This is a genomic window from Streptomyces asoensis (genome assembly GCF_016860545.1).
Lineage (GTDB): Bacteria > Actinomycetota > Actinomycetes > Streptomycetales > Streptomycetaceae > Streptomyces > Streptomyces asoensis.
In genome coordinates this window covers 417,778-435,699 of record NZ_BNEB01000005.1, presented here as the reverse complement: position 1 = coordinate 435,699, position 17,922 = coordinate 417,778, and the positions used below count along the sequence as shown (strand labels likewise).

Sequence of the window (17,922 nt, the reverse complement as noted above, 5' to 3'; positions counted from 1 at the left end):
GGGGGTCAGCGACGGGCGAGGCGCCGCTCGCCGCCGGCCCCCGGCGCGTAGTCCAGTGCGTAGTGGGCGAAGACCTTCGGCTCGTCGGGGGCGAGCAGCTCGCCGTCCGTGTCGATCGACGGCGCCTTCTTCACGGCGTTCTTGTCGTGCGCGACCTTGAGGTACCCCGGGCCGACGGTCGCCCCGAGGAGCGGCACGAACACCAGGCGGCGCCTGGTGGGCAGCCCCACGGTCACCGTGGCGAAGGACGGCAGGTCGGTCCCGGTGTCCACGTAGACCGACTCCAGGACACCGATCCTGTGCCCCTGCGCGTCGACCACGTCGTGACCGCGCCACTCCCGGATATCGCTTGCCTCGACCATCGTTCGACCTCCGCAGATCCGTGTACCCGGGTTCTTGTCACCGATGTCATGTACGTGAGTCACAGGGGCCGGGCCATGAGCACCGCCACGTCGTCCTGAGCCGGATGGGGCAGCATCTCGCCGAGCACGCCGTCGCAGAGCGCGGCCAGCGGCTGCCCGGGGAAGCGCAGCGCCCGGGCGAGCCGGTCGAGCCCCTGGTCGAGGTCTGCGGCCCGCGTCTCGATGAGCCCGTCGGTGTACAGGACGAGCACACTTCCCGGGGGGAGGGGGATCCGCTCGGTGCGGAACTGCCGGCCGCCCGTGCCCAGCGGGGTGCCCGGTGAGCCGTCGAGGAAGGCGGGGGGTCCGCCGGGCGGCACCACGGCCGGCGGCGGGTGACCGGCCCGCGCCACGAGACATCCGCCGGACGCCGGGTCGTGGACGGCGTAGACGCAGGTCGCCATCTGGTCCTCGCCCATGTCGGCCACCACGGTGTCCAGCGAGCGCAGCAGACGGGCCGGGTCGACGTCGTGCCGGGCCAGGGCGCGCACCGCCGTGCGGAGCTGGCCCATGAGCGCCGCCGCGTGCACACCGTGCCCCATCACGTCGCCGATGACGAGTCCGGTGCGGCCCTCGGGCAGCGCGATGACGTCGAACCAGTCACCGCCGACGTCGTGCTCACTGGCGGGCAGGTACCGTCCCGTGAGTTCGAGGCCCGGGACGGCGGGCAGCGCGCTGTTGGTCAGGCTGCGTTGCAGGGTCAGCGCCGCCGCGCGCTGCCGGGTGTACATGAGCGCGTTGTCGATGTTCAGGGCCGCGCGCGCCGCCAGTTCGTCGATGAGCACACTGTCCTGCTCGTCGAAGGGCTCCCGGCTGCGCAGCCGGGTCACCACGACCGCCCCGAGCACCTTGCCCCGCGCCACCAGCGGGATCAGCCGCGCGGAGCCCAGACCCATCAGGTAGGCGCGCAGTTCGTCGGCGCGGGGGTCGGTGACCAGCGCCGGGACGTCGGACCGGTAGAGGTCGGTGGGACGGCCGTCCGCGATGACCCGTTCATAGAGGGAGCCGCGCGCGATGCGGGACGTCATGCCCGGCAGCAGCCGCGCCGTCGGCGCCGACGGGTCGGGGAAGAGGGCGGCCATGCGCCGGACGACGCCGTGGGTGGCGGCGGTGGACTCGTCCGGTGCGAGCACCTCTTCGAGGAGCTGTACGTCGGCGGAGTCGGCGAGCTGGGGGACCAGCATCCGCACGATCTCCTCCGAGGTCTGCCGCAGGTCCAAGGTGGTGCCGATCCGGGTGCCGGCCTCCGCCAGCAGGGCGAAGCGGCGCCGGGCGCGGGCGGCCTCGTGCTCGGCCCGCTGGCTCTCCGTGATGTCGATGAGCGAGGCGATCAGCCCCAGGGTCCGTCCGGCGCCGTCGACCAGGGGGGCGTAGGAGCACGACCAGGTCCGCTCGCGGTCGGGGTCCGCCGGGGTGCGCCCGGTGCGGCGCACGTCGACGACGGCCTTGCCCCCGTCCAGCACCTCCCGCATCGTCGACTCGAGCGCGACGGCGTTGACGCCCGGCACGACCTCGGTCAGCCGTCTGCCCGTGTGCGCGGCCGCGGAGACGCCGTTCATCCGGGCGAGCGCGTCGTTGACCCGCAGGAACCGCAGGTCGGTGCCGAGGGTCGCCAGGCCGATGGGCGACTGGCTGAACAGGCTCTCCAGCGCCGCCAGGGAGTCACGCATGCGCAGCACCTGCGAGGTCTCCACGGCGATCAGCAGAGCGCCGGTGCGCCCCCGAGCGTCGGCGGCCGGCACGATCCACATCTCCATCGTGACCTCGTGCCCGTCCCGGTGCCGCACCGCGAGGGTGCCGACCACGGTCTCGCCGCCCTGGACACGGTAGGTGAGCTGGTCGGCGAGCTCATGCCGTCCCTCGGGCACCAGCAGGGCCGCCGCGGCACGGCCGAGGACGTCCTGCGGCCGGTGTCCGAGCAGGTCCTGGGCGGCCAGCGACCATTCCACGATGCGCCCGTCCGAGTCCTCCCGCCACAGGGCGATCGGCAGCAGCTCGCGCAGCACACCCGCGTACCCGACAGCACCCAAAGGCTGCTCCGGCGTCCCGCCCGCCGTCTGGGGGGCATCCACCGTACGACCTCCCCGTCAGGCGATATGGCGTATGAAAAGACCATATCCGGAAGTTCGCCAACCACCCCTTGTCGACGTCCGCCACCGGCCGCCCGGTGACGGTGTCCGGCGCGTCCGGGGTCAGGCCGTGGCCGCCTTCTCCTTGCCCGCGGCCTTCGCCCCGCCCGCGGCCTGCGGAGCGTCGGCGACGGTGTAGAAGACGGACGTCCCCTGCTTGGAACGGTGTGCCTGGGCCTTGGCGACGAGGCCCTCCAGCGTGGTCCGCACCACGGTCGCCTTGACGCTGCGCTCCGGGTGCGCCTGACCGAGGGCCGTGGTGATCTCGGCCGCCGAGCGGGGCTCCTTCTGCTCGGTGAGGTGGCGCCGGACCAGGTCGACCAGAGTGGGCTGTGCGGAGGACGCGGAATCGGCGGCGGGTCCGGCGGCGGCCGCCCGCTTCGGCGCGGCCGGCTTTTCAGCCTTGCGGGTGACACGCGACGCGCTCTTCTTCGGCTGCGCCCGCTTGCCCGAACCGGAAGCGGCGGCCTTGCGGCGGGGCGAGGGCACCGGGGCGGCCGCGGACGGCCGGTCCGCGCCGGCGGGCGCGGGCGCGGCGGCGATGGCCTCCCGGATGCTCACCAGCACGGAGTGATCGTGCCGGAGGGCCGTCAACTGCTCCTCCAGGGAGGCGATCTCCGCGCCGATCCGTTCCTGCTCCTTGGTGTTGCGGTCCAGGTCGGAGGTCACCTGCGCGGTGTAGTGGGAGGCGAGTTCGGTGGCGGACGCGTTCTCGGACATGGGGGCACGACCTTTCGTCGGTGCGGTGCGGCGATCGCTCGTCTGCCGTACGCGCCGCGGCGGTGGTGCTCGTCGGGCACGCAGCGACAGGTGTACGTACATGGGGCCCTGCTGGACAGATAGTACGGACAACCGGCCTGAATGGTTCCGTTCGTGTGTTCCGCCGCGACGCGCGGACGCGGCGGCGCGAGGTGCCCGCACCCGCGCCGGCACCCCCGCCGATGGGCCGGCGACGGTGCCGTCATGTCCCCGGCGCTCACCCGTTCGTCGTCGCGGACCCCAACACTTGGGCGAAACACGGCCGTCGCCGTCTGGTGGGGGCCGGTTTCGCCGTGTAGCGTCGCCCTCAGATGTCGTGGTTGGTTCGCAGTACCCGCCCGCGCTGCCGCGCGGGTGTTTTGCTGTCCAGTGCCGTACCAGGGCGATCACCTCCGGGTTCCGCGCGGTGCGGTTCCCGACAGCGACTGAGAGGCACCAGCATGGCCAGCGGAACCGTCAAGTGGTTCAACGCCGAAAAGGGCTTCGGCTTCATCGCCCAGGACGGCGGCGGACCGGACGTCTTCGCGCACTACTCCAACATCAACGCCACCGGCTTCCGTGAGCTCCAGGAAGGCCAGGCGGTCACCTTCGACATCACCCAGGGTCAGAAGGGCCCGCAGGCCGAGAACATCACGCCGGCCTGATCCCACGCACCCGGCAGGTCCCAGGGGGGTACGCCCCCTGGGGCCTGTTCGCGTTCACCCCCCGACGGTGACCGATCCCTCACGGATTCCTTGCCCGAAGGAATGGACCGCGGCCCCGGCCGCACCGATCGTTGGCCCTATGGACGATCACCGCGCAGCACCCGGCGGCCCCGGCGCCCCCACCGGACCCGCTCCGGCCCCCGCGCGAGCCGATGACGGGGCCCGTGACGAGGCCGCCGAGGTCAGGCGCTTCTGGACGGAACTCGGTCTGCCGGGTCTGGTCGACGTCCACACCCACTTCATGCCCGAGCGGGTCCTGCACAAGGTCTGGGACTACTTCGACGCCCTGGGCTCCCTCACCGGCGGGCTCCGGTGGCCGATCACCTACCGGCAGGAGGAGGCCGAACGGACCGCCGTGCTGCGCGGGTTCGGCGTCAGGGCGTTCACCGCGATGCTCTACCCGCACAAGCCCGGCATGGCCCGGTGGCTGAACGGCTGGGCGGCCGACTTCGCGCACCGCACCCCCGACTGCCTGCACACCGCCACCCTCTATCCGGAGCCGGGCGTGGAGACCTACGTCCGCGAGGCGGTCGAGGCGGGGGCACGGGTCTTCAAGGCGCACGTCCAGGTGGGGGCGTACGACCCGGCCGACGAACTCCTGCGGCCGGCCTGGGGGTTGCTGGCCGAGGCCGGGATCCCCGTCGTCATCCACTGCGGCTCCGGTCCCGCCCCCGGCAAGCACACCGGCCCCGAGCCGATCGCCCGGGTGCTGGCGCGCCATCCACGGCTGCGGCTGGTCGTCGCGCACCTCGGGATGCCCGAGTACGAGGAGTTCCTCGGACTCGCCGAGCGGTACGGGGAGGTGCGGCTCGACACGACGATGACGTTCACCGACTTCGCCGAAGAGCTCGCGCCGTTCCCGCACCGGGCCCTGCCCCGGCTCGCCGCGCTCGGGGACCGGGTGCTGCTCGGCTCCGACTTCCCCAACATCCCCTACCCGTACCTGCACCAGCTGCATGCCTTGGAGAGGCTGGGACTGGGGGAGGACTGGCTGCGGGCGGTGTGCCACGACAACGGGGCGCTGCTGTTCGGACTGTGAGAGCCGTGCCGCCGGTGTGCGGGCCGACGGCCCGGCCGTGTGGCCGGCGTGTGCCGGGGTATCCGCTCCGCACCTGACCGTCGGGCCGGTCCCGACCCCAGCTACCGGGAGAGAGGTTCCCCATGTCCGCGTCCCTCGTGGAGACCGTCGACGTCGAAGCGCCAGTGAGCGTCGCCTGGGCGCTCTGGAGCGATGTCACACGTTGGCCGTCCTTCCTGACCCACGTACGGCTCGTGGAGCGGCTGGACGCCCACCGGTTCGCCTGGCAGCTGCAACTGCCGGGCGCCGACAAGAACTTCGTCGCCGAACTCACCGAGGTCGTTCCCCAGGAACGCATCGCCTGGCACACCGTGGAGGGGGTCGACCACGCGGGCGTGGTCACCTTCCACCGGCTGAGCGACACGACGAGCCGCGTCACCGTGCAGATCGAGTACGACCCCAAGGGCTTCGTCGAGCGGCTCGGCGCCCTCACCAACCTGGACTCCACCCTCGCCAACTACGACCTCGGCGAGTTCCAGCGGCTGGCGGAGGAGACCGCGGCCGCCTGACCCCGCCGGGCCCGCGGTAATCCGATGGAGCGGCCGATTCCCCGCTCCTATAGTGGCCCGCATGCCTACCCCCTACCCCCGGACCCCGCATCTGCCCTGGTCACCGGGTGCGTCCTCGGACGATGTGCGGTCCGGCGGGCTGGGCGGGTTCGCCGGCCGTGAGGTCGTCGTCACCGAGAAGCTCGACGGGGAGAACACGACGCTGTACGCGGACGGACTGCACGCGCGGTCCGTCGACTCCGCGCACCACCCCTCGCGGGCCTGGGTCAAGGCGCTCCAGGGGCGGATCGGCGCGCGGATACCCGAGGGCTGGCGGGTGTGCGGGGAGAACATGTACGCCCGGCACTCGATCCCCTACGACGACCTGGAGAGCTACTTCTACGGCTTCTCCGTGTGGGACGACCGGGACCGGTGTCTCGACTGGGACGCGACCGTGCGGTTCCTGCGCGCACTGGGGGTGCCGGCGCCGCCCGTGGTGTGGCGCGGCACGTGCGACGAGCGGGCGTTGCGCCGGCTGCGGGTGGAGACCGGCAGACAGGAGGGCTTCGTCGTCCGCACCGTCGAGGGGTTCACGCGGGCGGACTTCGCCGCTCGGGTCGCCAAGTGGGTGCGGCCCGGACACGTGACGACGAGCACGCACTGGATGCACACGGGCGTCGTGCCCAACGGACTCGGCCCGGCCGCCGCGCTGTGGGCCGTACGGTCCGGGGCCGCCGCGGACCCGCAAGCACTCGCCCTGCACCTGGGCGCCGCGCAGGACGACACCGACCCCGAGGCCGCCGCCGAGGCGGGCGCCCGGCTCGACACGCTGGGCACCCGGGGCGACGCACGGCTCGCGGGCGTGCTGGCCGCGCTGCTGCACCGCACACCGCGGGCCCGGCTGATGACCCGGTCCGCCGCACCGCTCGGCGTCCCGCTCGCGAGACGGGTCGCCGACCTGGTCGGTCTGCACGGCGCACTGCACCGCCCTTACCCGGACGCGGAGCGGCGGGCCGGACTCGTCCGGATGTCGTTCGCGGCCCGGCCCGCGGTGCTGCACGCGGTCGCCGCGGCGACCGCGCGGGAGAAGACGGCCCGGGAGCAGGCGGAGTGGTCCGCCCTGCACGCGGAGGAGGCCGCGCTGATGAGCGAGGCGCCGCTGCGCCCCTTGCGGGACGGACTGCGCGAGGAACTGGCGCGGGACGGCGTCGGGGGCGAGGCCGCGGACCGCTGCTGGGCGGAAGCCCGCGAGATGTACGCGCAGGGGCGGGTCGGCTCCGTGCGCGAGGCCGTCGCGGCGACCTGGCGGTGGCGCGACGGCGGGTTCCCCCGGCTGATCCACCTGGTGGGGCCGTCCGGCAGCGGGAAGAGCGCCTTCGCGGCCCGCACCGAGGGCCCCTTCACCTGTGTCTCGCTCGACGGACTGCGCGCGGCGCGCGGCTCGCGGGCCGACCAGAAGGCCAACGGGGACGTGCTGCGCGAGGGCCTGGGCCGGCTGGACGACGCCCTCGGGGCCGGTGGCACGGTGGTGTGGGACGCCACCTCCCTCAACCCGCACCAGCGGTCCCTGGTGCACGCCGTGGCACGCCGGCGCGACGCGCTGATCACGCACGCCGTGTTCCTCACCGACGAGGACGAACTGACGCGGCGCAACGCCACCCGGGCGCATCCGGTGCCCGCGGACGTACTGGCGGCGCAGCTCCGCCGATTCGTGCCGCCGTACCCCGGCCAGGCCCACCGCAGCTGGTACGTGGACGCGGAGGGGACCGTGGGGGACCGCGACGGCTCACTCGACGGGGAGGACCCCTGATGCGCACCAGTGACGAGATCTACCACCGGGTGCGCTGGGACCCGCGTTTCGACCCGGCGCGGTTCGTGCTCGGCATCCTCCAGCGCGGCGCCGAACCCAAGCGGGTGCCGCTGCCGCTGTTCGTACCGGGCGGCGAGATCCCCTGGCACCGGGTGCTGTTCGTGGAGGCGGACGGGGAGGTCGTATGGGACCGCGCCACCGGTGTCGACCGCGTGGACGTCTCCGGCGCGGGCCGGGTGCGCGAGGCGCGGCGGCTGCGCGCGCCGTACTTCACCGCGCGTACGCCCCACACCTGGGACGCGGCCGCCGGGCGGTGGTCCGCCGCCGCGTCCGCCCCGGCGGAGCCGGGACGCGACCGGATCCGGGTGCTGACCTGGAACACGCTGTGGGACCGCTACGACAGCGATCGCATCGACACCGCCCTGCGCCGCCCGCTGCTGCTGGCGGCGCTCCGGCAGGCCGACGCGGACGTCATCGCCCTCCAGGAGGCCGAGCCGGCCCTGCTGACCCTGCTGCTCGACGCACCGTGGGTGCGGGAGGGCTACACCGTCACCACCGACCCCGGCGGCAAGGACGTCGACGAGTGCGGTCTGCTGCTGCTCAGCAGGCTCCCGGTGCGCGAGGCGGCGCTGCACGTCCTGGGCCGCCACAAGGCCGTCACCGCCCTCGTCGTGGACACCGCGTGCGGACCGCTGACCCTGGCCGCCACCCATCTGACGAGCGACCACTCGCAGGACGGCCCGGCCCGGCGCGGCGCCGAACTGGCCCGGCTGGCCGAGGGACTGGCGGGCGTCGAGGGCGGGCTGGTCCTGGTCGGCGACTTCAACGACGGCGGGCCCGGTCCGGCGCGCACGCTCGGCATGCTCGACGCCTGGACCGAGACGCACGGCCCGCACGACGACACGCCCACCTTCGACCCCGGCGCCAATCCGCTGGCCGCCGTCTCCTCCCTGTCCGGCCGGGCCTCCCGTCTCGACCGGGTGTTCGTGCGCCCCTCCGGCGGCGTCCGGGTCACCGCGGCGGCCCTCCTGGGCACCGAGCCCACCCCTGAGGGGCTCCACGTCTCCGACCACTACGGGGTCGCCGCCGACCTGCACTTCGGCGCCGGCGCCCCCGTCGACGTGCTCGACGTCGCGCCCACGGCCCGTACGGCACTGGCATGGGTCCCGCCGCACGAGTCGTGGCCGATGCTCCAGGAGGTGCGCCGGGACCACGACGTGCAGATCCGGCGCTGGCCGCCGCACGTCAACGTGCTCTTCGGATTCGTCCCCGAGTCGGACTTCGAACGGGCGGCCCCCCTGCTGGCCGCGGCGGCCGCCGGGGTCGAGCCGTTCACGGCCCGGCTGGAGGGACTGCACACCTTCGGTCACCGCGACGACGCCACGGTGTGGCTGGACCCGGCGGCCGACGACGCGACACCGTGGGCGCAACTGCGGCAGGCGTTCGTGCGGCGCTTCCCCCGCTGCCGCGGGCGCCACGACGGGTTCACCCCGCACCTGAGCCTCGGCCGTACCGCCGATCCGCAGTCCGTCGCCGCCGACTGCGCGGCCCGGCTCTCCCCGGTGGGCGCCCGGGTCGGCGAGTTGCTTCTGCTGTCCCGGCGCGGCGACGAGCCGATGCGGGCGAGGGCCACCGTCGCCCTCGGCACCGGAGAGGTGCGGTGGCTGCCGGAGCCCGCCACCGGCCGCCCGGACCGGGGGCACGAGGAGTGGGCCGCGCCCCCGGCCGGCGCGGCCGTGCGGCCCGCCACGGACGACGCGGCGGCCGAGCGGGTGGTACGCCGTCTGACGGACGCGTTCGCCGAGGGCGTCGTCCACCTCGCGGGGTCACGGCGCATGGGCTGCGCGCTCGCGGGGGCCGACGTGGACGTCGTCGCAGTGCTGCCCGGCGCCGTGGACCTCGCGGCCGTACGGGAGCGGGTCACGGGCGCGCTGCCGGACGCCGTCCGGGTGCGGGAGGTCGTCGGCGCCCGCGTACCCGGGCTGCGGTTCCACGTCGACGGGCTCGACGTGGACCTGGTCGTGGTGGCCGCGGGAACGGTCCCTGCGGGGGAGGCGGTGGCCCGGCGGGCCGAACTGGGCGAGGCGGCGGCGGTCGCGCTGAGTTCGGTCGCCGACGCGGTCGAGGTGCTCGCCGCCGTGGGTCCGGCCGGACGGGCGCGGTTCGCGACGCTGGCGCGGGGCGTGAAGGCCTGGGCGCGCGCCCGCGGCCTGGACGCGGCCCCGTTCGGCGGCCTGCCCGGCGTGGCGTGGGCGGTGCTCGCGGCCCGCACGGTCCGGCAGTCGCCCGATGTCACGGACGGCGGCGACCTGCTGCGGCTGTTCTTCGCCACCTGGGCCGCGTGGGACTGGCGCGAGCCCGTCGCCCTCACCGGGGACGGGCCCGGCTCCGGTGACGCCCTGACGGTGCTGACCCCCGCCGAGCCCGTGCGCTCCTGCACCGAACAGGTCGGCCCGCACGGCCGGGACCTGCTGAGCCAGGAGCTCTACGGCGCCTGGGAGACAGTGGAGGCGGCGGCCGGTCCGGGCCCGGATCCGTGGCCCGCGCTGCTGTCCCCGCCGCCCCTGCACCGACGGCACGCCGCGTGGGCCCTGGTGACGGTCGCGCCCCGGCGGGCGGAGGACTTCGACGAGCTGAACGGGCGGGTGCGCGGACGGATGCGCGCGCTGCTGCGGGCCCTGCGGGAGGCGGGCGCCGAGGACGCGCACGCCTGGCCGCGCCCCCTGGCCCCGGCGCCCGTCGCCCGGTCCTCGGACGCGCCCACCGGCGCGCGATACGTCGTCGGACTGGGACGCACGCCCCTCGGCGCCGACCGGTTCCGGGACGTCGCCGCGCGCTGGGTCACGGGTCTGCACGGCGTCGAGGTGACGCGAGTCGAGGGCGGGACCCTTCCCACGGTGGGCTGAGCGGGGGCCGGGCGGCCCGGGGCCGGCCGGACGCCGGGCCGTTCATGCGGCCCGCTCGTGGTCGGTGAAGAAGCGGACGAGGCTGTGCGGGGCGTCGGCGTCGAAGCACAGGTGGTGGACGCGGGTGGCTTCGTCGGCGGCCGCGGCGCTCCGCGGGAAGAGCGCCTTCTCGTAGGCGGTCAGCGCCCCCTCGATGTCGTCCGGGTGTGCCGCGAGCGCCTCGCCGAGTTCGGCGCCGTCGTACATGGCGAGGTTGGCGCCCTCGCCGGACGGCGCCATCAGGTGGGCGGCGTCGCCGAGCAGCGTCACTCCGGGCACGCGGTCCCAGCGGTGTCCGGCGGGCAGCGAGTGGACGGTCCGCAGTACCGGTGTGGTCTCACCGTCCGTGACCAGGGCGCGCAGCGCCGGGGCCCAGTCGTCGAACTCGGCGGCCACGCGGGCCCTGGCCGCTTCCGCGTCGTCGAAGTCGATCGCCTCGAACCACTCCAGCGGCTTGTCGAGCGCCACATAGGTGTGCAGGACGCCGCCGGGCTCCCGGTGGGCGAGGATCCCCCGGCCGGGGGCGAGGGCGGAGAGCGAACCGCCGCCGACCGTCCCGGCGCACACCGGGTGGCGGGTGTCCGCGTCGAACAGGTACGTCTCGACGAAGGACCTGCCGATGTACGCGGGCCGGGCGTCCGACAGCAGCGGGCGGATCCTCGACCAGGCGCCGTCCGCGCCGACCAGGAGACCGGTGCGCACGGTGCTTCCGTCGGCGAACGTCACCTCGTGCCGGCCGTCGCCCAGCGGGCGCGCCGCGGTGACCTTGCGACCCCAGGCGACGGTGCCGGCCGGCAGCGAGTCGAGGAGCAGGCGGCGCAGGTCGCCGCGGTGCACCTCCGGGCGCCTGCCGGTGCCGTCGTCGGGTTCGTCCAGGAGCACGGTCCCGTGCCGGTCGAGCACACGGGACGCCTCGCCGCCCCGGTGCACGAGGCCGAGGAACCCGTCGAAGAGGCCGGCGGCCTTGAGGGCGAGCTGCCCGTTGTGGTCGTGGATGTCGAGCATGCCGCCCTGGGAGCGGGCGGCGGGCGAGGGCTCGGCCTCGTGGACCGTCACCGGGATGCCGTGCACGTGCAGGACACGGGCGAGGGTCAGTCCGCCGAGACCGGCGCCGACGATCGTGACATGAGGGGTCATGAGGGCTCCTTGCGTGGGCACGCCTGTGGGCCGGACATCCGGCGGCACCGGTCTGGAATGTTGTTCCAGAACCAGACTGGAACCCCGTTCCAGAGATGTCAATCTGGAACGGGGTTCCAGATATGCCAGGATGGGCGCATGGCACCCAGGACGCGTCGCGCGGAGCGACGGGAGGAACCGCTCTCCCGGGAGCGCATCGTCGAGGCGGCGATCGCCCTGCTGGACACGGCGGGGGAGAGCGGACTCACGTTCCGGGCCCTGTCCGAGCACCTCGCCACCGGGCCCGGGGCGATCTACTGGCACGTCACGGGCAAGGACGAACTCCTGCTGGCCGCCGCCGACGCCGTCGTCACCGGCAGCCTGTCCGCCGACACCGCCGACGCGACGCCCCAGGACGCCATCCGCGCGCTGGCGCTCGGCGTGTTCGACGCCATCGACGCCCATCCCTGGATCGGTGCGCAACTCGCCCGGACGCCCGCGCAGTCCCCGCTGCTGCGGGTCTTCGAGCGGCTCGGTCGCCAGGTCCGGGCCCTCGGCGTACCCCACGCGGCCCAGTTCACCGCCGCGTCGGCCCTGCTGAACTACATCCTCGGGGTGGGCGGACAGAACGCGGCCAACGCCCGCGCGAACCACCCGGCCGGGAGCCGGACCGAGTTCCTCGAGACCGCCGCCGCGGCATGGGCCGCGCTCGACCCCGACGAGTACGCGTTCACCCGGGACGTCGCGGCCCAACTGCGCGACCACGACGACCGGGTGGAGTTCCTCGCCGGCATCGACCTGATCCTCGGCGGCATCACCGCGGACCGGTAGCCGGCCGCGCGGGCGCCGCCGGGGCCCGCCGGCCGGGTACGGACGCACCGCGCCGGCCACCGGATGCGGGAAGGCGCGGGCGGGGTGAGTCTGGAGGGTATGCCCGATCCGCCCGTGCCGTTCCGCGCGAGCGGGCCGACCGTCCGAGAGGAACCCCATGTCCGAGAAGGACGACCTGAGCAAGGGCGACGAGGTCTCCTGGAAGAGCCACGGCCAGAAGGTGACCGGGAAGGTGAAGAAGAAGATCACCGACCGTACGGAAGCGGCCGGCCGCACCGTCCGGGCCTCGGCAGAGGAGCCGCAGTACGAGGTGGAGAGCGGCAGGACCGGCCGCTCCGCCGTGCACAAGCCCGGCGCGCTGCGCAAGAAGGGCGACCGGTCCTGATGGCGCCGGAGCGGCGCGGCTCCGACCGTGACGGGACGGTCGAGGCGTTCCACGACGCGGCCAACATGAACTGGGGCCACGATCCAGTGAAGTGACACCCGGTCACCGGGTGCGCCGGCCCGTCCACCGGAGCCGCGGAGACCCCCGCGGGGCCGGTGGGCTCACCCGTGCCCCGGCCCGGGCTCCCACGCCTTCGGTCCGCCGCCCCGCCACTCGATCAGCGCGGACGAGACGACGTACGCCTCGTCGACCTCGCCCATCCCGGCCTCCCGCAGGAACTCGGCGATGTCCAGCAAGCCGTACGCCATGCCCAGGAAGTGGTCACCGGCGCGCACCCGTCGCCCGCCGTCCGCGGCGGGCGGATAGACGACGACGGGATGCACAAGGGTCATGGGAACAGCCTGGGCCCTGCGCCGGACATACGCATGCCGGCCCGTGGCGACCGGGCGGGCCCCGGCGCGGGAACCGCCGGGACCCGCCCCTGCGGACCGCTTACGCCGAACGGGTGAAACGTACGGCGCGCCGTTCCGGGCGGCGCATGGCGGTCGCCCGGCCGGGGAGAAACCGGACGAGTGATGCCGTGCCCTGCGACAGAGGGAGACCGCGGTGAACGCAGTCGTCTTCACAGCTGATTTCGCCTCCGACCGCCAGTGGGTGGCGGGGCGCTCCTGGGCCTATCCCGACGGCGGCCCCACCAACCCCGGTGACAACAAACTGGACCATCTCACCGCCGACCCCGCCTACTCCCGCAGCGGCACCTTCCGCGCCCGGCGCAGATCCGACGGCTTCTGGAACGCGGGCCTGCTCACCACCGAGGAGAGCCCGGACGGCTTCATGGTGCGCACCGGGGACCGGCTGGACACCCGGGTGCGTCTGCCCACCGGGATGGGCGCCTGGCCCGCCATCTGGACCTGGCGGGACGGCGGCAACGAGGTGGACGTGTTCGAGTACCACCCCGACAACCCCGACCTCCTCGAACTGAGCAATCACGTGCGCGACGGCCACAGCTACGTACGGGACGAGGCCGTCCGCCCCGGCGGCGTCATCGACCTGAGCGTGACGTTCGGCAGGCGCAGCGTCGACTGGTCGCTGAACGGCGAGCGGGTCTTCGCCGACGGACGGGGAGTCGGGTCCTCCTGGCACGCCTACCTCATCGTCAACCTCTCGGTCTGCGCGGGCCGTTACCATCCCCGCCCGCAGGCCGGCGCCACCGAACTGTCGTACCGCGTGGAGAGCCTGGTGGTGAGCCGGGGCCTCGACCGCCGCGCCGCCGCGGAGGAACCCGGCCGGGACGAGCTCGCCGGACAGGGGGACGCTAATCCCGCGTCGGCGGGGTAGAGGGACGTCGACCGGCCCCACACCGTGGCGGCCGGGACCTCCCCGCCCAGAAGGAGCCGAGCATGACCGACGACGCCTACCTCTTCCTGCTCGACGACGGCGCGACGGCGCTGGGCGTGGCACCGGCCGCCGTCGGTGACCTCGCCTGCATGGACACCCCGGCCGTCCGCGCATGGCTGGACGCCCAGGGCAGCACGGCCACGTCCCCCCGGCTGCGGCTCGTGCCGCCGGAGGAGCGGGGAGCCGTCCCCGAGGGGGCCGAGCGGCTGCCCGTGCCGCTGAACGAGGAGGAACTGAGCCGCGTGCGGCAGCACATGGCGCCGGCCGTGCACGCCCCGGTCGAGGAGGAGCTGCTCGCCTACCGGCACAGCGCCGACGGCAGGGACGACCTGATCGGGCGGGCCCTGGCCGTCGGCGTGCCGCCGCACCGCATCGTCGAACTGACCGGCGTCGACCCGGCGACGGTCACCGCCGCGGCCGGCGGTCGCTGACCCGCCGCCGGTCCGTCGGCAGGTGTGCCTACAGGCGTGCCGGCCGGCCCGGGCGCACGGCCGCTCCCGTTCGTCGAGGTGCGCCTCGCGCGGCCGCGCGAGGCGCTACGGGCGGCCGGCGAGGTCGGCGGCCCAGAACGCGCCGTCCGGGTAGCGGTACTCGGCGAGGGACTGGGGGTGCATGGCGGCGGAGAAGCCGGGGGCCAGCGGCGCGGTGTAGTGGCCGTCGCGGATCACCACCGGCTCGGTGAAGTGCTCGTGCAGGTGGTCGACGTACTCGATGACCCGGTCCTCGGTGGTGCCCGACAGGGCCAGGTAGTCGAACATCGACAGGTGCTGGACCAGCTCGCAGAGCCCCACCCCGCCCGCGTGCGGGCACACCGGCACCCCGAACCTGGCGGCCAGCAGCAGGATCGCGAGGTTCTCGTTGACGCCGCCCACCCGGGCCGCGTCGATCTGGAGGACGTCGACGGCACCCGCCTGGAGCAGCTGCTTGAAGACGATGCGGTTCTGGACGTGTTCGCCGGTGGCGACCCTCACCGGTGCGACACCCTCACGGACCGCGGCGTGACCGAGGATGTCGTCGGGGCTGGTGGGCTCCTCGATCCAGTACGGGTCGAACTCCGCGAGGGCCCGCACCCACGCGATCCCCTCACCGATGTTCCAGCGCTGGTTGGCGTCGATCGCGATGCGGACCCGGTCGCCGACGGCGGCGCGCGCGGTCCGCAGCCGCCGGACGTCGTCGGCGAGGTCGGCGCCCACCTTCAGCTTGATCTGGGTGAAGCCGTCGGCGACCGCCTCCTTGGCCAGCCGGGTCAGCTTCTCGTCGGAGTAGCCCAGCCAGCCCGGTGAGGTGGTGTAGCCGGGGTAGCCGCGTTCCAGCAGGTCCGCCTCGCGTCCGGCGAGTCCGGCACGCCCGCCGCGCAGGAGGGCCAGGGCGTCCTCGGGGGTGAGCGCGTCGGCGATGTAGCGGAAGTCGACCTGGGAGACCAGCCATTCGGGATCGGCGTGGGCGAGCAGCCGCCACAGCGGCTGTCCCGCGCGCTTGGCGGCGAGGTCCCACACGGCGTTCACCACCGCGCCGATGGCCATGTGCATGACCCCCTTCTCGGGGCCGAGCCAGCGCAGCTGGCTGTCGCCGATCAGGTCACGGCTGAGCGAGCCCGGGTCGGCGCACACCTCGTCCACGGACCGGCCCAGCAGATGCGGACGCAGCGCGCCGATCGCCGCGACCTGGACGTCGTTGCCGCGCCCGATGGTGAACGTGAAGCCATGGCCTTCGAGCCCGTCGCCGGCGTCGGTGCGCAGCACCACGTACGCGGCCGAGTAGTCGGGGTCCGGGTTCATCGCGTCGGAACCGTCCAGCTCCCGGGAGGTCGGGAAGCGGATGTCATGGGTGTCGACCGAGATGATCCGGGCGGGGGTTGCAGACAAGGGGGTGCCTTTCACGCTTGACCGGAGGTCTGCCGCCGTCCGCCGGGCCCGTCGATCTCGGGCTCGGCGGCGTCGCCGGGACGGAGGAAAGGGGTGCGGGTGGGACCACGTCCACGGTCCGGACTCGATCCGGATTCATCGGAGGAATGGAGACTCGCCGACTGTAAAGGCGGACGGGCCTCGGAGCAATGGATTCCTCGGATGTATTCGGCGGGGCGGGGTAACTCACCTGAACGGACCAGGTGATCTGTCCCCATTCGCCGCAGTCTCCCGGGCGGCTTGGTGCAGACCATCGGACGAATCGCCGTTCCGTCGCCGGATCCGACGATGCCGCTGTGCCCGCCGCCCTCTTCCCGGCCCGGACCCGGCGGACCGCCGCTCCGTCGATCCGCCGCCCCGGACGCCGCACGGGGCGGCGGCCGCGACGACCCGCGACGCCCCCGCTCCTTCCCTCATGGCGCGACCCGGGCCGATGCGTGAACTCCGTTCCCTGGCGCGCCCGCAGCGGGCGCCGGAGGGCAGGCGCAGGTCGGCGCAGCTTCGCAGGGCGGCGGTGGCGGCCACGGTCCGGCTCGTGGCGGCGGACGCGGTACCGGCGGGGAAATCGTTGGCGAACGGACCCTTGTCAACGTCGGCAACGCCGTCGTAACGTCCACGTCGTCCCGGATACATCGGAGGAATCGGCTTCGCTGTCTCCCTTGGCTGTCCAAGTCCGCTTTACCGGCCCCTTGTTCCGTCCCTGTCCCGTCCCCGCCGGCACGGTCCGCGCACGCCCTCGGCAGCGGCCGCCCGCACGGTTCGAGCGCACGTCCCGCCCACCGGGCGCGGACGCCCCTGCCGCCGCGCACCGCCCCCGCCCTGGCTAAGGAGAAACACACGGCCATGAAGCTCGCTCGCACACGCTCCGCCGCAGCCACCGCCGGCACCGTCCTCGTGGCACTCGCCCTGGTCACCGCATGCAACCGCGAGAGCGGCGGCTCGGGCGGTTCGGGCGGCGGGGGCAAGCCCGCCATAGGCATCGACCTGCCGCGCTCCGACTCGGACTTCTGGAATTCCTACGCCGACTACCTCAAGAAGGACGTCAAGGCGGACGGCATCAACGCGCTGCCGCTGAGCAACTCGCAGAACGACGTCACCAAGCTGGTGGCCAATGTGCAGGTGTTCCAGAACACGGGTGCCAAGGCGGTCGTCATGGCGCCCCAGGACACCGGCGCCATCGCCTCCACCCTCGACACCCTCGCCGCCAAGAAGATCCCCGTGGTCAGTGTCGACACCCGTCCCGACAAGGGCGACGTCTACATGGTGGTACGCGCCGACAACAAGGCGTACGGCACCAAGGCCTGCGAGTTCCTCGGCAAGCAGCTGGGCGGCACGGGCAAGGTCGCCGAACTCCAGGGCGCCCTGGACTCCATCAACGGCCGCGACCGCTCCGAGGCCTTCGCGGCCTGCATGAAGGAGAAGTTTCCGAAGATCAAGGTGTTCGAGCTGCCCACCGACTGGAAGGGCGACGTGGCCTCCGCGAAGCTCCAGAGTCTGCTCGCCCAGCACCCCGACCTCAACGGCATCTACATGCAGGCGGGCGGGGTCTTCCTCCAGCCGACCCTGGCCCTGCTGGAGCAGAAGGGCCTGCTCAAGCCGGCCGGCCAGAAGGGCCATATCTCGATCATCTCCAACGACGGGATCCCGCAGGAGTTCGACGCGATCCGCAAGGGCAGCATCGACGCGACCGTCTCCCAGCCCGCGGACCTCTACGCCAAGTACGCCCTCTCCTACGCGCAGGCGGCGGCCGAGGGCAAGACCTTCCAGGCGGGTCCGACCGATCACGGCTCGACGATCATCAAGATCCCCAACGGGCTCGAGGACCAGCTGCCCGCGCCGTTGGTGACCAAGGAGAACGTCGACGACAAGACCCTGTGGGGCAACACCGTCGGCAAGTGACCCGAGGGGCGGAAGCCCGCTGAGGGGATTCTCCCTCCGGTCCCTTCCCTCCCCGAGATCCCTCCGGCGCTTGCT

The 17,922-nt window shown here is 73.8% G+C and carries 16 protein-coding genes; 10 read left to right on the top strand and 6 right to left on the bottom strand.

The genetic code is table 11. The annotated features are described in order from the left end of the window. Positions 1-5: 5 nt before the first annotated feature. The 3 genes from Saso_RS25205 to Saso_RS25195 all read right to left on the bottom strand — a co-directional run bounded on the left by Saso_RS25205 (position 6) and on the right by Saso_RS25195 (position 3,250). Entirely contained in the window at positions 6-362 is a 357-nt protein-coding gene (locus tag Saso_RS25205) for a PRC-barrel domain-containing protein (RefSeq protein ID WP_189928245.1), read from the bottom strand. Positions 363-421: 59 nt separating this feature from the next. Further along, positions 422-2,407 carry a SpoIIE family protein phosphatase gene (locus Saso_RS25200; protein ID WP_189928334.1) on the bottom strand — a complete coding sequence of 662 codons (1,986 nt, stop codon included), beginning with the start codon at positions 2,405-2,407 and terminating at the stop codon, positions 422-424. A 186-nt stretch (positions 2,408-2,593) separates the two neighbouring features. After that, the gene (locus Saso_RS25195) at positions 2,594-3,250 is read right to left on the bottom strand and encodes a hypothetical protein (protein ID WP_189928246.1); all 657 of its coding nucleotides are present in this window, start codon (positions 3,248-3,250) and stop codon (positions 2,594-2,596) included. Between the two features lie 479 nt (positions 3,251-3,729). Here Saso_RS25195 and Saso_RS25190 point away from each other — a divergent pair, with 479 nt between their 5' ends. From Saso_RS25190 to Saso_RS25170, 5 genes are all read left to right on the top strand, one after another. Beyond that, positions 3,730-3,933 (top strand): cold-shock protein, encoded by a 204-nt coding sequence (locus Saso_RS25190; protein WP_037622929.1) that lies wholly within the window; start codon positions 3,730-3,732, stop codon positions 3,931-3,933. Positions 3,934-4,072: 139 nt separating this feature from the next. Further along, positions 4,073-5,032 (top strand): amidohydrolase family protein, encoded by a 960-nt coding sequence (locus tag Saso_RS25185; protein WP_189928247.1) that lies wholly within the window; start codon positions 4,073-4,075, stop codon positions 5,030-5,032. Positions 5,033-5,154: 122 nt separating this feature from the next. Further along, positions 5,155-5,580, top strand: coding sequence for an SRPBCC family protein (locus tag Saso_RS25180; RefSeq protein WP_189928248.1), 426 nt, complete (start codon positions 5,155-5,157; stop codon positions 5,578-5,580). 61 nt (positions 5,581-5,641) lie between these two features. After that, positions 5,642-7,369 carry an RNA ligase family protein gene (locus Saso_RS25175; protein ID WP_189928249.1) on the top strand — a complete coding sequence of 576 codons (1,728 nt, stop codon included), beginning with the start codon at positions 5,642-5,644 and terminating at the stop codon, positions 7,367-7,369. Continuing rightward, entirely contained in the window at positions 7,369-10,275 is a 2,907-nt protein-coding gene (locus Saso_RS25170; RefSeq protein ID WP_189928250.1) for a poly(A) polymerase, read from the top strand. Before Saso_RS25175 ends, Saso_RS25170 begins: the two co-directional genes overlap by 1 nt. A 42-nt stretch (positions 10,276-10,317) precedes the next feature. Here the strand turns inward: Saso_RS25170 and Saso_RS25165 are convergent, their stop codons facing one another. After that, positions 10,318-11,451, bottom strand: a complete 1,134-nt coding sequence (locus Saso_RS25165; protein WP_189928251.1) for an FAD-dependent oxidoreductase — start codon at positions 11,449-11,451, stop codon at positions 10,318-10,320. A gap of 138 nt (positions 11,452-11,589) precedes the next feature. Here Saso_RS25165 and Saso_RS25160 point away from each other — a divergent pair, with 138 nt between their 5' ends. Both Saso_RS25160 and Saso_RS25155 read left to right on the top strand, forming a co-directional pair. Beyond that, positions 11,590-12,261, top strand: a complete 672-nt coding sequence (locus Saso_RS25160; RefSeq protein WP_189928253.1) for a TetR/AcrR family transcriptional regulator — start codon at positions 11,590-11,592, stop codon at positions 12,259-12,261. 157 nt (positions 12,262-12,418) lie between these two features. Next, positions 12,419-12,646, top strand: coding sequence for a hypervirulence associated TUDOR domain-containing protein (locus Saso_RS25155; protein WP_189928254.1), 228 nt, complete (start codon positions 12,419-12,421; stop codon positions 12,644-12,646). Between the two features lie 161 nt (positions 12,647-12,807). Here Saso_RS25155 and Saso_RS25150 read toward each other — a convergent pair whose 3' ends face one another. Then, positions 12,808-13,038 (bottom strand): hypothetical protein, encoded by a 231-nt coding sequence (locus Saso_RS25150; RefSeq protein WP_189928255.1) that lies wholly within the window; start codon positions 13,036-13,038, stop codon positions 12,808-12,810. A gap of 214 nt (positions 13,039-13,252) precedes the next feature. Between Saso_RS25150 and Saso_RS25145 the strand changes: the two genes are divergently transcribed. Beyond that, positions 13,253-13,984, top strand: coding sequence for a LamG domain-containing protein (locus tag Saso_RS25145; RefSeq protein ID WP_229901601.1), 732 nt, complete (start codon positions 13,253-13,255; stop codon positions 13,982-13,984). Between the two features lie 62 nt (positions 13,985-14,046). Beyond that, on the top strand, positions 14,047-14,475 hold the full coding sequence (locus tag Saso_RS25140) for a DUF6003 family protein (protein ID WP_189928256.1): 429 nt from the start codon (positions 14,047-14,049) through the stop codon (positions 14,473-14,475). Positions 14,476-14,580: 105 nt separating this feature from the next. On the opposite strand, the gene Saso_RS25135 is transcribed toward Saso_RS25140, so the two are convergent. Continuing rightward, on the bottom strand, positions 14,581-15,909 hold the full coding sequence (locus tag Saso_RS25135) for an L-fuconate dehydratase (protein ID WP_189928257.1): 1,329 nt from the start codon (positions 15,907-15,909) through the stop codon (positions 14,581-14,583). Between the two features lie 882 nt (positions 15,910-16,791). Here Saso_RS25135 and Saso_RS25130 point away from each other — a divergent pair. After that, complete coding sequence (locus Saso_RS25130) at positions 16,792-17,847, top strand: sugar ABC transporter substrate-binding protein (protein ID WP_189928258.1); 1,056 nt, start codon at positions 16,792-16,794, stop codon at positions 17,845-17,847. The last annotated feature ends 75 nt before the right edge of the window (positions 17,848-17,922 follow it).

Excerpts from the sequence above, each read along its gene's own strand:
- Saso_RS25130 (WP_189928258.1), top strand. The coding sequence starts at position 16,792 with ATGAAGCTCGCTCGCACACGCTCCGCCGCAGCCACCGCCGGCACCGTC.
- Saso_RS25160 (WP_189928253.1), top strand. The coding sequence starts at position 11,590 with ATGGCACCCAGGACGCGTCGCGCGGAGCGACGGGAGGAACCGCTCTCC.
- Saso_RS25155 (WP_189928254.1), top strand. The coding sequence starts at position 12,419 with ATGTCCGAGAAGGACGACCTGAGCAAGGGCGACGAGGTCTCCTGGAAG.
- Saso_RS25195 (WP_189928246.1), bottom strand. The coding sequence starts at position 3,250 with ATGTCCGAGAACGCGTCCGCCACCGAACTCGCCTCCCACTACACCGCG.
- Saso_RS25150 (WP_189928255.1), bottom strand. The coding sequence starts at position 13,038 with ATGACCCTTGTGCATCCCGTCGTCGTCTATCCGCCCGCCGCGGACGGC.
- Saso_RS25140 (WP_189928256.1), top strand. The coding sequence starts at position 14,047 with ATGACCGACGACGCCTACCTCTTCCTGCTCGACGACGGCGCGACGGCG.
- Saso_RS25185 (WP_189928247.1), top strand. The coding sequence starts at position 4,073 with ATGGACGATCACCGCGCAGCACCCGGCGGCCCCGGCGCCCCCACCGGA.
- Saso_RS25170 (WP_189928250.1), top strand. The coding sequence starts at position 7,369 with ATGCGCACCAGTGACGAGATCTACCACCGGGTGCGCTGGGACCCGCGT.
- Saso_RS25205 (WP_189928245.1), bottom strand. The coding sequence starts at position 362 with ATGGTCGAGGCAAGCGATATCCGGGAGTGGCGCGGTCACGACGTGGTC.
- Saso_RS25180 (WP_189928248.1), top strand. The coding sequence starts at position 5,155 with ATGTCCGCGTCCCTCGTGGAGACCGTCGACGTCGAAGCGCCAGTGAGC.
- Saso_RS25175 (WP_189928249.1), top strand. The coding sequence starts at position 5,642 with ATGCCTACCCCCTACCCCCGGACCCCGCATCTGCCCTGGTCACCGGGT.
- Saso_RS25165 (WP_189928251.1), bottom strand. The coding sequence starts at position 11,451 with ATGACCCCTCATGTCACGATCGTCGGCGCCGGTCTCGGCGGACTGACC.
- Saso_RS25190 (WP_037622929.1), top strand. The coding sequence starts at position 3,730 with ATGGCCAGCGGAACCGTCAAGTGGTTCAACGCCGAAAAGGGCTTCGGC.